The sequence below is a fragment of the Pseudomonas sp. LARHCG127 genome (assembly GCF_052871455.1).
In genome coordinates this window covers 14108-28991 of sequence record NZ_JBIXJT010000029.1, presented here as the reverse complement: position 1 = coordinate 28991, position 14884 = coordinate 14108, and the positions used below count along the sequence as shown (strand labels likewise).

Below are 14884 nucleotides of genomic sequence, written 5' to 3'. Positions count from 1 at the left end.
TGGATGATGCAACCCTGTGGGTGCGAGCTTGCTCGCGAAGGCGTCAGGTCAGTCGCCATTGATGTGGCTGACACACCCATTGATGTGGCTGACACACCGCTATCGCGAGCAAGCTCGCTCCCACAGTTGTTTTGGGTTGGCCTCAAGATTTGCTTACGTCACAAATCCCTTGTGGGAGCGAGCTTGCTCGCGATAGCGGAGTGTCAGTTGATGATAATGTCGACTGATCCACCGCCTTCGCGAGCAGGCTCGCTCCCACAAAACCGTTTTCCTTTCAGGCATCAAGGAGATTCAGTTTGTCCTCTCCCATCCCGGTCACCATCCTCAGCGGCTTCCTCGGCGCCGGCAAGACCACGCTGTTGCGCCATCTGCTCAAGGCCGAACACGGCCTGAAAATCGCCGTGATTGAGAACGAATTCAGCGACGCCGGTATCGACACCCAACTGCTGGGCGACGAGCCGGTGCAAGTCATGACCCTGGCCAACGGTTGCGTGTGCTGCACCATTCACACCGACCTGACCAAGGCCTTGTACCTGTTGCTCGAGCGGCTGGACAGCGGCGAAATCGCTTTTGATCGCCTGGTGATCGAATGCACCGGATTGGCCGACCCGGCCCCGGTGGCGCAGACTTTTTTCATCGACGAAGACCTGCGCGAGCGTTATATCCTCGACGGCATTCTGACGCTGGTGGATGCCGCTCACGCCGATATCCACCTGGCCCAGGCCATCGCCCAGGCCCAGGTCGGGTTTGCCGATCGCCTGCTGCTAAGCAAGACCGACCTGGCGGACGCCGCCCAGGTCCAGGCCCTTGGCGAACGCCTGGCACGCATCAATCGGCGGGCGCCGATCCGGGTGGTCGAGCACGGCCAGATCGACCTGGCCGAGTTGCTCGACATTCGCGGCTTCAACCTCAATGCGGACCTGGGCGCAGGGTTCAGCCTGCGACCGGTGGGCAAGGCCACCCCGGGCGATCGCATCGGCAGCCTGGTGTTGCGCACCGACAAGGCGCTGGATATCGACAAGCTCAGCGAGTTCATGAACCAATTGCTGGAAGAACACGGCAAGCAACTGCTGCGCTACAAAGGCGTGCTGAATATCGCGGGCGAACCCCGTCGACTGGTGTTCCAGGGCGTGCTCAAGTTGTACGGTTTCGATTGGGACACCGAATGGGCCCCCGACGAAGCCCGGGAAAGCGTGATCGTGTTCATCGCCGACGAACTGCCTGAAGAGAAGATCCGCGCCGGATTCGAAGCCGCGCTACTTTGACTGTGCATGCGTTCGTCAAAACGTCTGCCTGAGGCGCTTTTCGTGGCGAGGGAGCTTGCTCCCGCTCGGTTGCGCAGCAACCGCCAAAAAGCGAGGGCGGCTACGCCCCCCAGCGGGAGCAAGCTCCCTCGCCACAACAGCTATTTGATCAGCAATTTTTGCTCCAGATGGTCCAGGTGCTCGTCCATCAGCCGCACGGCTTCGTTGACGTTGCGACCTTCCACGGCGTCGACGATCGCCAAGTGTTCCTGCCAGGCACAATGTCGGCGCGACTTGACCTCGTGTCGCGCCAGGGCCAACGAGGTCAACGGCACCAGGCTGCCGAGAAATTGCAGCAACGGCGCGTTACCGGCCATGGCGGCCAGTTGCAGGTGAAACTCGCCGGACAGGCGTATCGCCGGGCCACGCTCGCCGCGGTCCAGGCAGTGCTGTTCCTGTTCCACCAGATCCCGAAGCCGTCGTAGATCCTGCGGTCGCGGCGCCTGGCAGGCCAGGCGCACCAGCGTCTGCTCGGCCAGGCGGCGAGCGTGGAGGATCTGCCGGGTCTGCTCCAGATCTGGCGCGGCGACCTGGGGGCGGTGGTTGGGCCGCAGTATCACCACTTGCTGGTGGGACAGGCGCGCCAGGACGCGGCGAATGATGCTGCGGCTGACACCGAACACGTCTCCCAGGCTTTCCTCGGTGAAGCGGCTGGCCGGGGCAATGCGTTGTTCGAGGATGGCGTCGAAGATCCGCGGGTAGATATCGTCCACCGACGGTTTGCCGATCCGGCCGGGCAGGGGCAGGGTGGCGAGTACATTGCGGTTATGTTGATGGGAAACGAGAGTGTTCATGACGGTCTCCGCAGGCCCAGGCTCAAGTGCCGAGGCTGTCGTCCGGAATATTCAATTCGATGCCCATGCGCTGGCCTTCCCGGAGAATGTGCCGACGCATTTCGGCGCTGGCCTGGGCGCTGTTCTTGCCACGGATGGCACGGACCACGGCTTCGTTTTCTTCCAGGCGTTCGGCCAGGTGTTCGGGCGAGTTACGCAACACATCGGCGCTTTGCTTGAGGGCGTTGCTGGTCTGCTGGACCACGTTCTGGAAGATCGGGTTGGATGTCAGGGCAAACAGTTCTTCATGGAAAGCGATGTAGGCGTTGGCACAGGCGTCGCTGTCATTGGCTTCCAGGGCTTCGCGCATGTCCATGAGGGTCAGGCGCAACTGGCCGACTTCCTTGCTGCTGATGGACTGGGCCACGAGACCGACGATGAAGGGCTCCAGGGTGTAGCGCAGTTGCAGCAGGTCTTCCAGGCTCGCGCCGGCCATGGCGCTGCCTTCACTGACGGTATCGTTGAGATTGGCCTCCAATACCACGACGCCTTTGCCGGGCATCGAACGCACCAGACCCAGGGTCTCCAGGACGATCACCGCTTCACGCAGGCTGGGCCGGCTGATGCCCAGTTGCTCGGCCAGTTCGCGCTGGCCGGGCAGCATGTCCCCCGAGCGCCACTGGCCCCGGGCGAGGGCGGCGCGGAGTTTCTCCACCACGGAATTGACGACGGTCGATGAGCTGATCACATGTGACTCCTTGGAAATCAACAGGCAATGCCGGCTCGCGGGCCGGCATCGCCGTCTTTCAGAATTGCTGGTGATGGGCACTGCCCACCGGTTTTCTGGGTTGAAAGGTATAGCCTTGTTGGCCGGACAGCACCTTGCGCGCGCGAGGAACATCGATGTCTTTCTCCCAGCGGGCAATCGCCACGGTGGCCACGCAGTTGCCAATCAGGTTGGTCAGGGCCCGGCCAATGCCCATGAACCAGTCGACGGCTAACACCAGCACCAGGCCCACCACCGGGATCGCCGGGATCGCGGTCAGCGTCGCCGCCAGGATTACCAATGCCGAGCCGGGAATGCCATGGGCGCCCTTGGAAGTGATCAGCGACACCAGCAGGATGGTCAACAGATCGCTCAGGGCCAGGGGTGTACCGGTGGCGTTGGCAATGAAGACAATCGCCAGGGTCAGGTAAATCGAAAAGCCATCCAGGTTGAACGAGTAACCGGTTGGAATCACCAAGCCCACGGTGGAGCTGCCGATCCCCAGGTGCTCGAGCTTGCGCATGATCTGTGGCAGCACGGCATCGGACGAAGCGGTACCGAGGACGATCAGCAGCTCTTCGCGCAGGTATTTGAGAAACGGCAGCATCGGCAGGCCCGATGCGCGCATCACCAGACCGAGAATCACGGCGACGAACGCGATGCAGGTCAGGTAGAACAGGCCGACGAGGCTACCCAGGTGCTGCAGCGAGTCCAGGCCATATTTGCTGGTGGTGAAGGCAATGGCGCCAAACACGCCGATAGGGGCCAGGCGCACGATCATGCCCATGATGCGGAAGATCACGTGGCTGAGTTCGTTGATCAGCCGTGAAATACCGGAAGCGGCGTCACCCACGAGGTTCAAGGCACTGCCGAACAGCACGGCGAACAGCAGCACCTGCAGGATATTGTTTTCCGCGAACGCTCCGATCACTGAGGTCGGGATCAGGTTCATCAGGAACTGCGTAGTGGTGACCAGGTGCTGGCCGCGCTGGGCGATATCGTTCACGTCCGTGCTGGAGAGCTGCTCCAGGTGGATGTTCGCACCACTGCCAATGCCGGTGCTGAAGGCAAGGACCAGGCCGATGATCAGGGCGATGGTGGTGAGCACTTCGAAGTAGATGACCGATTTGAGGCCAATGCGCCCGACCTTCTTGAGATCACCGGCGCCGGAGATGCCGCTGACCACCACGCAGAACACGATCAGGCCGATGAGCATCTTGATCAGCTTGATAAAGCCGTCGCCGAGGGGTTTGAGCTGTGCAGAGTATTCGGGAAGGGTAAGCCCGCAGACGATGCCGAGCACCAGTCCGAGGACAACTTGAAGGAAGATCGACCGCGAGCACCATTTGAGCATGGGAGGGATTCCTGGTTCGGTGTCCTTGTTCGCCAGAGGGGCTGGCGTCGGGACTTCATTATTGTGGTCTTACCGGTTTGTCCAGTGCAGGCGCAGTCTAGGCGCTGTTTTCGTGGGTATGCAAGCCCGGTTAGGGCGATTTGGCTTGACCGGTCTTACCAGTTGCGATGAAAGCCCTGTGCTTGAGCCTCTCCCAGGTTGGAAAAAATTTTGCCCCCAAGGCCTAAGCGAATAACGAGGACATGACACAAACATGTGGCGAGGGAGCTTGCTCCCGCTGGGCCGGTCCAACGCTTCGGGCGCAGCAGCCCCCAACATTTTGCGGTCGCTGCGCAACCGAGCGGGAGCAAGCTCCCTAGCCACAGGGGGTAGATGGTTATCCCAGCCTCACAGGTGTTCTACCGGTATTCGCCTCAGAGGATGCTAAAAATGAACGCCAATAAAAAAGCCCGCATCTTTCGATGCGGGCCTTTTTGGCTACGCGTTAGCGAGCTAATTAAGCGCCGTATACCGGCAGCTTCTTGCAGATCGCCTTGACCTTCTCACGCACGGCGTCGATGACCGCTTCGTTGTTCAGGTCCGCCAGGATGTCGCAGATCCAGCCGGCCAGTTCCTTGCACTCGGCTTCCTTGAAGCCGCGAGTGGTCACGGCCGGGGTGCCGAAGCGCAGGCCCGAAGTGACGAACGGCGAGCGTGGGTCGTTGGGCACCGAGTTCTTGTTGACGGTGATGAACGCCTTGCCCAGCGCCGCGTCGGCGTCTTTGCCGGAGATTTCCTGCTTGATCAGCGAGAGCAGGAACAGGTGGTTTTCAGTACCGCCGGACACCACGTCGAAGCCGCGCTCGATGAACACGCCGGCCATGGCCTTGGCATTCTTCACCACTTGTTGCTGGTAAGCCTTGAACTCAGGTTGCAGGGCTTCCTTGAAGCAGATCGCCTTGGCTGCGATCACGTGCTCCAGCGGGCCACCCTGGGCACCCGGGAAGACAGCGGAGTTCAGCTTCTTCTCGATGTCGGCGTTGGCGCGCGCCAGGATCAGGCCACCACGTGGACCGCGCAGGGTCTTGTGGGTAGTGGTGGTGACCACGTCGGCGAACGGCACCGGGTTCGGGTAGACGCCTGCGGCGACCAGGCCGGCAACGTGGGCCATGTCGACGAACAGGTAGGCACCGACCTTGTCGGCGATCTCGCGGAAACGCGGGAAGTCGAGGACCTGGGAGTAGGCGGAGAAACCGGCCACGATCATTTTCGGCTTGTGCTCGAGGGCCAGGCGCTCGACTTCGTCGTAGTCGATCAGGCCGTTGCCATCGATGCCGTACTGGACGGCATTGTACAGCTTGCCGGAGGAGGAAACGCTGGCGCCGTGGGTCAGGTGACCGCCGTGGGCCAGGCTCATGCCCAGGATGGTGTCGCCGGCCGACAGCAGCGCCAGGTACACGGCGGCGTTGGCTTGGGAGCCTGCGTGTGGCTGGACGTTGGCGTAATCGGCACCGAACAGTTGCTTGGCGCGGTCGATGGCCAGTTGCTCGACCACGTCGACGTATTCGCAACCACCGTAGTAGCGCTTGCCTGGGTAGCCTTCGGCGTACTTGTTGGTCAGTACCGAGCCTTGAGCTTCCATCACCGCGGGGCTGGTGTAGTTTTCCGAAGCGATCAGCTCGATGTGCTCTTCCTGGCGCTGAGCTTCTTGCTCCATGGCGGCAAAGAGATCGGCGTCGTACTTGGCAATAGTCAAATCACGGCTGAACATGGCGGTCCTCAAGGATCGGGGCAGAAAAGGGGGGCATTCTACCTCAACCGGTTTTGGAAGGCATATGAAAGGGCGTCATGTCTTGGACGAATGGGTTTCATGGACAATTGTGTGTCGTCCAGGCTCGCGATGAGGCCGCTACAGGCGCTGAAGGGCCTCAGTCGAGCATGAACAACGCATCATTGCTGAACTGCGCTTCGAACCGATTGGCCGGCATCGGCCGGCCGAACAGGTAACCCTGGACTTCGTCGCAGCCGTGTTCACGCAGGAAGTCCAGTTGCTCGTGGGTCTCGACGCCTTCGGCGATCACCGCCAGGTTGAGGCTGTGGGCCATGGCGATGATCGCCCGGGCGATCTGCGCATCCTGCTCGCCGGAGGGCAGGCCGTCGACGAAGGTGCGGTCGATCTTCAGCACGTCGATGGGGAATTGCTTGAGGTAGTTGAGCGACGAATAACCGGTGCCGAAATCATCGACGGCAATGCTCAGGCCCAGGTTCTTCAACCCGGCGAGGATCTGCATCGCCTCGCTGACTTCACGCATCAGGATACTTTCCGTCAGTTCCAGCTCCAGGCAGGCCGGCGGCAGGCCAGTGCTGCGCAGGATATTGGCAATGCGCGTGCCCAACTGGCCGTCGGAGAACTGCCGGGCGGAAATGTTGACCGAGACTTTCGGCACCCGGACCTTGGCCTGGTGCCAGGTCCTGAGCTGCCGGCAGGCTTCGGTGATGACCCAGTCGCCGACATCCACCACCAGCCCGAGTTCTTCGAGTACCGGGATGAAATCCCCCGGCGGCACCAACCCGCGTCGCGGATGGCGCCAGCGCAACAAGGCCTCGGCGCCGGTCAGGCGTTTGCCATCGCCGCTGAACTGCGGCTGGTAATACAGCACGAACTCGTTCTGCTCCAGGGCATGGCGCAGGTCACTTTCCAGTTCCAGGCGCTCCAGGGCGCTGGCGTTCATGTCGGCCTGGTAGAACTGGAAGTTGTTCTTGCCGCGTTCCTTGGCGTGATACATGGCCGTGTCGGCGTTCTTCATCAACTGGCTCAGCTCGTTGCCGTCCTGGGGGCTCAGGGCGATGCCAATACTGGCGGTGACGAAGAACTCGCGGCCTTCGAGCACGAAGGGGCGGACCAGACTGGCGAGGATCTGCTCGGCCACGTTGATGGCCCGGTTCAGCGCCATTTCACGGCTGGCGCGCGGTTGCAGCAGCAGGGTGAACTCGTCGCCGCCCATGCGCGCCACGGTGTCGTCGTCGGCGACGCAGCCGAGCAGGCGCGTGGCCATTTCCTTGAGCATCCGGTCGCCGGCGGCATGGCCGAGGGAGTCGTTGATCGGCTTGAACCGGTCCAGGTCGAGGAACATCAGCACGACCCAGGTCTTCTGCCGTTCGGCCGATTGCAGCGCGGTGTGCAGGCGATCCTGGAACAGCGTGCGGTTGGGCAGGTGGGTCAGGGCGTCGTAATAGGCCAGGCGATGAATGCGCTGCTCGCTGGCCTTGCGTTCGCTGATGTCGCTGAAGAAACACACATAGCTGGCCAGGTCGCCTTCGTCATCCAGCACCGCGGTGATGCCGACCCAGGCAGGGTAGTGCTCGCCATTGCGGCGCTTGAGCCAGACTTCGCCTTCCCAGGTGCTGTGCTGTTGCAGTTGCTTGAGCACGTAGCGCAGGTGGGCTTCCTGCTGGTCGTCCACGGTCAGCATGTTGGGCAATTGGTCCAGCACTTGCGATACAGCATAACCGCTGACGCGACTGAAGGCTTCGTTGGCCTGGACGATGTAGCCGGCCGGGTCGGTGATCAGGATCGCCGAGGTCGAGTGCTCGAAGACCGTGGCGGCCATGCGCAGGTCTTTTTCGGCGCGACGTTGCTGGCTGATGTCGCGGCCCACACCCAGAACGCCTTCGAACGCGCCATGTTCATCCCACACCAGCACCAACCGCAGCTCGATGGGGATCTTGCGCCCGTCGGCACGCAGGCAGTCGAACAGGAACAACTGGGTCTGCATCTGGTTGCGCAGCTCGGCCAGTTGTGCGGGCTTGTCGAGGGCCTTGCTGACCCGGTCCATCAGGCTGTAGATGCCGGTCAGTTGTTGCGGGTTGGCGATGATCGATTGCCAACCGTTCTGGAAAATCCAATCGGCGGTGTAGCCCAGCACCGCTTGCACCGACGGGCTGACATAGTTGAGCGAAAGCTTGTTGTCGGTGGAGAAAATCACGTCGCTGATGCTTTCGGCGAGCATCCGGTAGCGTTGTTCGCTGTCGCGTAGCGATTCGCTGGCCTCGATCTGCTCGGTGACGTCCTTGGCCACGCCGATGATTCGCGTCACCTGGTTATGTCGGTCGCGGGCCAGGGCCTGTTCACGGATGTCGAAACAGCGCCACTTGCCATTGCGATGACGAAAGCGCAATTGGCATTGCAGCAACTGCGTGTAGCCGCCCCGCCGTTGTTCCTGGCGCAGGTTGTGGTAGTGATCGGCATCGTCGCTGTGCAGCAGGATTTCCCAGAAGTACTCGCCCATCTGGTGCAGTTCGGTGCGGTCATATCCCAGGGTCTGGCCCAGGTGATGGTTGCTGAAGATCATCCGCTGGCTGATGACGTCCTGCACATAGAGATGGTCCGGCACGGTGCGCACCACGTCGGACCAGAACCCCTCGCGTTCGAGCAGCGAGAGCTCGATCAGCTTGCGGCTGGTGATGTCGCTGATGCTCAGGATGACCGCGTTGTAGTCGTGCTGTTTTTCCGGCAGGCGCAGCACCAGCCACAGGTGCTGGTCGCGACCATGGGCGTCCTGGAGCTTGATCTCCAGTTCCAGTTGCTTGTGTTGGTCGAGCAGCGCTTCGAGCAGCTTCGAGCCGACGGGGTTGTTGTCCTGCGCACCTTTGCCGACCAGCAACTGCCAAGCCTGGTCGCAGGAATCGACGTTGAGCAATTTCAACGCCATCTGGTTGACTTCGGTGACGTGAACTTCCTGGCGCAGCTGTTCGAGTTGGTGAGTGGTTTGCAGCCAGGCGCGCAATTGATCGCCCGTGTGCAGGCCGGCTCGCTCAAAAAAGGCCTTGAGCCCCGACAGGTCAAGTACGCACAGGGCCACGCCGGTGCCTTCGAAAATATCCTGGTAACGTCGCCGCCCCTCGTGCAACTGCCGTTGGCGCCGACGCATGTTCAACAGCGCGATCACCGGCAACAACGAAAACGCCAGGCCCAGCAGGCATTTGCCGATGAAGGCCGGCAACAGTTGTTCGATCACCTGGCGGCGGTCGAACAGCCCTCGCAGTTGCCAGTCGCTGCTGCTCAGGGGCACGGTCAGTACGGTGCTTTTCAGGTCATCCGGCGACAGATGGGTCGGGCTGCTCGAAGGCAGGCTCTCGTCGCGGCTGATGATTTGCTGGTTGAGGCGGTTCTCCACCAGCCATAGCGGGCGCAACCCCACATCGGCTTGCTTGGTCAGGGTGGCGAAAAAGTTCGGGGTCAAGCGCAGGGCCCAATAGCCACGGCCGCTACCGCTGGCCTGGTGCAACAATAGATGCACCACGGAGCCGTCTTCGGCATTGCTGAAATAATGGGCCTGGGCCCGGCTGCGTCGCACCAGTTCGCTCAGGTAATCGGCATCGTGGCTGTTGGCATCACTGTCACTGAGCACCCGGCCGGAAGGGCTCAACAATGCCAAGCTGCGCAGCTCGGGGAGCGACTGCTGGAGTTTGTGAACCAGGGCCTGCTGCTCGTCGATACTTTGCGGTTGTTCGACGATCGGTAGAAGGTTGAGGGCGATTTGCGCGTTCAAGGCCATGTTCAGGCTGACCTGCGCGGCGAGATCGGCGGTGTAGTCGATGGTGTACTGGCGCTGTTGCTGCTGGGTTTCGCGCAGTTGATCGAGCAGTTGCCAGAACAGCAAGCCGAGCAACAGCAGCACCAGCGTGGCCAGCGCCCCCTTCAATGTCCCGCGCAGGGGCGAGCCGGGCACGACAGCGGGTGCGCGAGGGGACAGGGGTGGAGTGACGTTGGACAAGCTGTAATCCTGCGTTTTGCTGGACTGGCGCGACGTGCACTATAAGCCGGACGCCCGAAGGGCGGCTAGCATGCCTTGACTTGTGGCAAAGTGCCAGCCCTGGGCGGCTGGACCTTGACCGACGGTTGAGGTAGCTTTGCCGGTCAAACAAGAGCGTTCCAGCTCCAGATTCCCAGGCTCTATCCGCCCGCAGGCATTGATGATCGTCAAGAGCCCGCGCCGCGCATGGCCTGGCTCGTTCTTTTCACCTGTCACTGACGCTAGGTTCACCATGGCTCAATACGTCTTCACCATGCATCGGCTGAGCAAAGTTGTTCCGCCGAAGCGGGAAATCCTGAAAAACATTTCTCTGTCCTTCTTCCCCGGCGCCAAGATCGGCGTGTTGGGCCTCAACGGTTCGGGTAAGTCCACGCTGTTAAAAATCATGGCCGGCGTCGATAACGAATTCGACGGCGAAGCCCGTCCGATGCCGGACCTGAACATCGGCTACTTGCCGCAAGAGCCACAGCTGGACCCAACCAAGACCGTGCGTGAAGTGGTCGAGGAAGCGGTCAGCGTGATCAAGGACGCCCAAGCGCGTCTCGACGAGGTCTACGCCGCCTACGCCGACCCGGATGCCGATTTCGACAAGCTGGCCGCCGAACAGGCCAAGCTCGAAGCGATCCTGCAGGCCAGCGACGGCCACAACCTCGATCGCCAGCTGGAAGTTGCCGCCGATGCGCTGCGCCTGCCGGCGTGGGACGCGAAGGTCGAACACCTCTCCGGCGGTGAGAAGCGCCGCGTGGCCCTGTGCCGCCTGCTGCTGTCGGCCCCGGACATGCTGCTGCTCGACGAACCGACCAACCACCTGGACGCCGATTCCGTCGCCTGGCTCGAACACTTCCTGCACGACTTCCCAGGCACCGTGGTGGCGATCACGCACGACCGGTACTTCCTGGACAACGTCGCCGGCTGGATTCTCGAACTCGACCGCGGCGCGGGCATTCCGTACGAGGGCAACTACTCGGGTTGGCTGGAAGCCAAGTCCGATCGTCTGGCCCAGGAATCCAAGCAGCAGTCGGCCCATGAAAAAGCCATGAAGGAAGAACTGGAATGGGTGCGCAAAGGCGCCAAGGCCCGCCAGTCCAAATCCAAGGCACGTCTGCAACGCTTCGAGGAAATGCAGTCCCAGGAATTCCAGAAGCGCAGCGAAACCAACGAGATCTACATCCCGGCCGGTCCGCGCCTGGGTGACAAGGTCATCGAGTTCAAGAACGTCACCAAGGGTTATGGCGACCGCGTGCTGATTGACAACCTGTCGTTCTCCATGCCCAAAGGCGCCATCGTCGGTGTGATCGGTGGTAACGGCGCGGGCAAATCCACGCTGTTCCGCATGTTGATGGGCAAGGAAACCCCGGATTCGGGCAGCATCGAGATCGGCGAAACCGTGCAACTGGCCTGCGTTGACCAGAGCCGCGAAGACCTGGACGGCAGCAAGACCGTGTTCCAGCAGATCTCCGACGGTTCCGACCAGATCCGCATCGGCAACTATGAAATCCCGTCGCGCACTTACGTGGGCCGCTTCAACTTCAAGGGCGGCGACCAGCAGAAGTTCGTCAAGGACCTGTCCGGCGGTGAGCGCGGTCGCTTGCACCTGGCGTTGACCCTGAAGGAGGGCGGCAACGTCCTGCTGCTCGACGAACCGTCCAACGACCTCGACGTGGAAACCCTGCGTTCCCTGGAAGAAGCCTTGCTGGACTTCCCGGGCGCCGCCATTGTGATCTCTCACGATCGGTGGTTCCTCGACCGCGTGGCGACCCACATCCTGGCGTACGAAGACGACTCGCAAGCGGTGTTCTTCGAAGGTAACTACACCGAGTACGAGGCCGATCGCAAGAAACGCCTCGGCGAAGCCGCTGCCCAGCCCCATCGTGTACGGCACAAGAAATTGGCTTGATCTGGCCGGTTAAGCAGTAACCCTGTGGGAGCGAGTCTGCTCGCGATGAGGCCAGCCCTTCACCCAGGCTCTATGGCTAAAACCTCAATCGATAGTTCCCCCACCGGCCGCTTCCACACCACCTCATCCCCAACCCTGGCCCCCAGCAGCGCCCGCCCCAGCGGTGAGCCCCAATTGATCAGTCCATTGGCCGCATCGGCCTGGTCTTCTCCAACCAACTGCACGCGCTGTTCCTGATCGTGCTCATCGGCAAAGGTCACCCAGTGCCCTATTCGCACCTGATCGCAATTGCTCGGTGTAACGATCTGTGCACTTTGCAGACGTTGATTGAAATACCGCAGGTCCCGTTCGATATCGGCGATACGCTGTTTATCCGCTTGCTCGCCCTGGGCAGTCTGTTGGCTATGCAGTTGCTGCAATTCGGCGACCTGCGCCTGCAATTGGGCAAGCCCTGCGGATGTGACGTAGTTGGGCTGCGAACTGACCTGGCGTTCGACCGGCTGGTCGGCCTGGGCAGCGGCGTTGTCTTCGTTGACGAAAGCGCGGCTCATGAAACCTCCTCTTGTTGGAGTTTGGGCCATGGTCGCAGGTTTTGGTTTCGACAGATGTCTGTATGCGACTTACTGCGAGCGATAAGCCCGGGCGGCGTCCTGGTCCTTCTGTTGCTGCCAGGCCCGTTCACGTTCGTCCCAATGGCGTTCGCGGTAGGCGTTACGCTCTTCACTCTCACGCATCGCCTGGCATTGGCGGAAGCCGTCGCTCCAGCCTTCGGCGTAGCGCGGGTCCTTGAGGTAACGCGGCACATCTTTCCTGAACTGCCCGGTGATCACCCCGGCCGCTTGCCGGCCACTGCTGCAGCCATCGTCGTAGCCATCGGCGAAGGCCGGTGGATAACCTCGGGCGATCAGGTCTTCGTGGGTGGTTTCACAACCACCGAGCAACATCAGCACACCCAGTACCATCGCCGCGCGCTTCATTTTCGTTTTCCTGCCGAATCCCGCCTACAAGAAGTCTAGAAGTGGATTCGTCGCAGAGACGTGAAAGCGCGGTGATCAATCCGTTGGTTGCGCAGGCCAAGGTCAGTAGTGATACCACTTCACCTCAAGCATCACCTCGTTCTCCGGCGAGGCCAATTGGCTGAACTCCCGTTGGGCACTCAGGCGCAGGCCGAGGTTGCGGGACAGTTCCCATTGCTGATTGAGGCTCAGGCTACGGCGCACTTCGCCGTTGACGAAATAATCGCCCTTGGCTTCCAGGCTCAGGTTGCCCAGTGGGTTTTTCCACAGCACACCGCTGTTGAAACCGGCGGCCGGGGCGATGAACTGGGCGAAATCGTTGTTGTGTTCCACCCGCACCGTGCCCAGGGCAAAGCCCAGCACATCGTCGCCCAGCGCCCAGGTGCCGCCTGCGCCGCCGTTGACGTGGCTGACCAGGGTTTCATCGTCGTGTTTGCCCGGCACCCGCTCCAGGCCGCCGGTGACCTGCCAGGACAGCGGCTGTAGCAACTCGTTGCGTGGGGTCAGGGAGCGAATGGTCGCCAGGTCCAGTTGCTGCACCTGCCAGTCGTTGCCCTCGTACTGGCGCAGCTTCAATTGGAGGATTTCGATCTGTGCCCCCAACGGAAAGCTTTCGGCATTGTCGTTGAGGTCGTGATAGGCCATGCGCAAGCCATATTCGCCGAATGCCCGGTCGCCCCGCGTGCCGAGGCCGGCCTGCCAGGTGCGCGATTGATGACCGTCCTCGGGCAGGCCCGGTTGCGGGATCTCGAGTTCCGGCGCGGGGTTCTGGTTGATCGCCCGCAACAGCTCGAAGCTGCGTTGGGCCCGTTGCGGATCACGTTCCTGGCCGTTGGCGCGATAGCGCTCCAGGCGATAGGCCGCATCGATGATCAGCGCCTGGCGCTCACGCGGCAGCGCCTTGAAGGCCGGCGTTTGCAACTGCTGCTGGTCGGCGCTGACCTTCAGTACCCATTGCTGCTCATCATCGTTGAGCGGTTCGGCGCGGCTGAGCAGTTCCCGTTCCCGGGACGGTCGATACTGGATGCTTTCCACCAGGCCGGCTTCCTTCACCGCCTTGACGGTGTCGGTGGGAATCGCCGTCAGCGGGAATTGTTCGGTCAGGCGCAGGCTGGGGCGGGCCACTTGCAACAACTCGAGCAGGCGATAGGAGCAGTTTTCGTCGAAGAAGAAATAGTCGAACTGGATCTGCTTGAGTTCCCAGACATGCTCGACCATGCGCTCGGTTTCCGCCTGGCTCAGGTTGAGGCGGTATTCCCACAGGTCGCGGTTCTCCAGGCTACGGTACTCGGAGAGTTTTTCCTGATATGGCACCAGGGCGAACAGGCCGGGGTAACCGCCCATCAGGCCTTTCCAGGCATAGAGGAGGCTATTGTCGGAACCTTCGATGTAGGCGCCGAAGTTGATTGCGTAGCTGAGCAGGGCAGTCTTGTCGCTTTGCACGTCGGCCTGGTCGATGCGCAACAGGGTGTGGCCGAACATCGAGGACGGGCTGTTCAGGTACGCGGCCGGGAAAATCATCACCGCGCTGTGGGGCGCCACGTCCTTGAACCATTGGGTGAAGTCGCGGCAATCGACTGCCGGCAGGTCTGCCAGGTTGAGCTGCGCCTTCAGCCAGCGGGTTCGCGCCGGGTAGACGCACTGGGCATGTTGCTGGCCGGCGTTGGCTGGGCCATACAAGGCTTGCAGCGTGGCGGTCAGTTCACGGTCGGGATGTTCGTTGCCATCGGGGGCGAGGAAGAATTTTTTCTCGCTGATATAGCTGCGCCAACCGCCGAGCTTGGCGGTTTCGTAGTGGCCCAGGGAAATCCAGAAGGGGTCGTTGGCCAGTTGCTGCAAACGTTGAGGGTCGACATGAGGTGCGGCGGACAGCGGGGCGCACACACAGAGCGCCAGCCAGGCAAGGCGTTTGAGCATAGTCGGCTACTTGGAAAGTCGAAAAATAAAGACCGAAGGGCCCCAAAAAGAAAACCCGCTCC

The 14884-nt window shown here is 61.6% G+C and carries 10 protein-coding genes; 2 read left to right on the top strand and 8 right to left on the bottom strand.

Annotation, left to right across the window (positions count from 1 at the left end; genetic code table 11):
* Positions 1 to 296 precede the first annotated feature (296 nt).
* On the top strand, positions 297 to 1265 hold the full coding sequence (gene yjiA / locus ACIPQ1_RS28175; RefSeq protein WP_250965592.1) for a GTPase: 969 nt from the start codon (positions 297 to 299) through the stop codon (positions 1263 to 1265).
* A gap of 140 nt (positions 1266 to 1405) precedes the next feature.
* On the opposite strand, the gene ACIPQ1_RS28170 is transcribed toward yjiA, so the two are convergent.
* The 5 genes from ACIPQ1_RS28170 to ACIPQ1_RS28150 form a co-directional block, all read right to left on the bottom strand.
* Positions 1406 to 2098, bottom strand: a complete 693-nt coding sequence (locus ACIPQ1_RS28170; protein WP_411385679.1) for a GntR family transcriptional regulator — start codon at positions 2096 to 2098, stop codon at positions 1406 to 1408.
* A 22-nt stretch (positions 2099 to 2120) separates the two neighbouring features.
* Complete coding sequence (locus ACIPQ1_RS28165; RefSeq protein WP_411385678.1) at positions 2121 to 2825, bottom strand: FadR/GntR family transcriptional regulator; 705 nt, start codon at positions 2823 to 2825, stop codon at positions 2121 to 2123.
* A gap of 58 nt (positions 2826 to 2883) precedes the next feature.
* On the bottom strand, positions 2884 to 4197 hold the full coding sequence (locus tag ACIPQ1_RS28160) for a C4-dicarboxylate transporter DctA (RefSeq protein WP_411385677.1): 1314 nt from the start codon (positions 4195 to 4197) through the stop codon (positions 2884 to 2886).
* 496 nt (positions 4198 to 4693) lie between these two features.
* Positions 4694 to 5947: a serine hydroxymethyltransferase gene (gene glyA / locus ACIPQ1_RS28155; RefSeq protein WP_039593914.1), complete on the bottom strand. Its 1254-nt coding sequence runs from the start codon at positions 5945 to 5947 to the stop codon at positions 4694 to 4696.
* 157 nt (positions 5948 to 6104) lie between these two features.
* On the bottom strand, positions 6105 to 9953 hold the full coding sequence (locus tag ACIPQ1_RS28150; RefSeq protein WP_411385676.1) for a sensor domain-containing protein: 3849 nt from the start codon (positions 9951 to 9953) through the stop codon (positions 6105 to 6107).
* 271 nt (positions 9954 to 10224) lie between these two features.
* Here ACIPQ1_RS28150 and ettA point away from each other — a divergent pair, with 271 nt between their 5' ends.
* Positions 10225 to 11889, top strand: coding sequence for an energy-dependent translational throttle protein EttA (gene ettA, locus ACIPQ1_RS28145; RefSeq protein ID WP_030140297.1), 1665 nt, complete (start codon positions 10225 to 10227; stop codon positions 11887 to 11889).
* A gap of 59 nt (positions 11890 to 11948) precedes the next feature.
* On the opposite strand, the gene ACIPQ1_RS28140 is transcribed toward ettA, so the two are convergent.
* The 3 genes from ACIPQ1_RS28140 to ACIPQ1_RS28130 form a co-directional block, all read right to left on the bottom strand.
* A complete protein-coding gene (locus ACIPQ1_RS28140; protein ID WP_446535116.1) occupies positions 11949 to 12440 on the bottom strand; it encodes a GreA/GreB family elongation factor in 492 nt (163 codons plus the stop codon).
* Positions 12441 to 12509: 69 nt separating this feature from the next.
* On the bottom strand, positions 12510 to 12866 hold the full coding sequence (locus tag ACIPQ1_RS28135) for a hypothetical protein (RefSeq protein ID WP_250965584.1): 357 nt from the start codon (positions 12864 to 12866) through the stop codon (positions 12510 to 12512).
* A gap of 102 nt (positions 12867 to 12968) precedes the next feature.
* Positions 12969 to 14822 carry an Lnb N-terminal periplasmic domain-containing protein gene (locus ACIPQ1_RS28130; protein WP_446535115.1) on the bottom strand — a complete coding sequence of 618 codons (1854 nt, stop codon included), beginning with the start codon at positions 14820 to 14822 and terminating at the stop codon, positions 12969 to 12971.
* Positions 14823 to 14884: the final 62 nt, after the last annotated feature.

What these genes read in the sequence shown, in the direction of transcription:
- ettA (WP_030140297.1), top strand. Translation starts at nt 10,225, where the DNA reads ATGGCTCAATACGTCTTCACCATGCATCGGCTGAGCAAAGTTGTTCCG.
- glyA (WP_039593914.1), bottom strand. Translation starts at nt 5,947, where the DNA reads ATGTTCAGCCGTGATTTGACTATTGCCAAGTACGACGCCGATCTCTTT.
- ACIPQ1_RS28170 (WP_411385679.1), bottom strand. Translation starts at nt 2,098, where the DNA reads ATGAACACTCTCGTTTCCCATCAACATAACCGCAATGTACTCGCCACC.
- ACIPQ1_RS28160 (WP_411385677.1), bottom strand. Translation starts at nt 4,197, where the DNA reads ATGCTCAAATGGTGCTCGCGGTCGATCTTCCTTCAAGTTGTCCTCGGA.
- ACIPQ1_RS28135 (WP_250965584.1), bottom strand. Translation starts at nt 12,866, where the DNA reads ATGAAGCGCGCGGCGATGGTACTGGGTGTGCTGATGTTGCTCGGTGGT.
- ACIPQ1_RS28130 (WP_446535115.1), bottom strand. Translation starts at nt 14,822, where the DNA reads ATGCTCAAACGCCTTGCCTGGCTGGCGCTCTGTGTGTGCGCCCCGCTG.
- ACIPQ1_RS28140 (WP_446535116.1), bottom strand. Translation starts at nt 12,440, where the DNA reads ATGAGCCGCGCTTTCGTCAACGAAGACAACGCCGCTGCCCAGGCCGAC.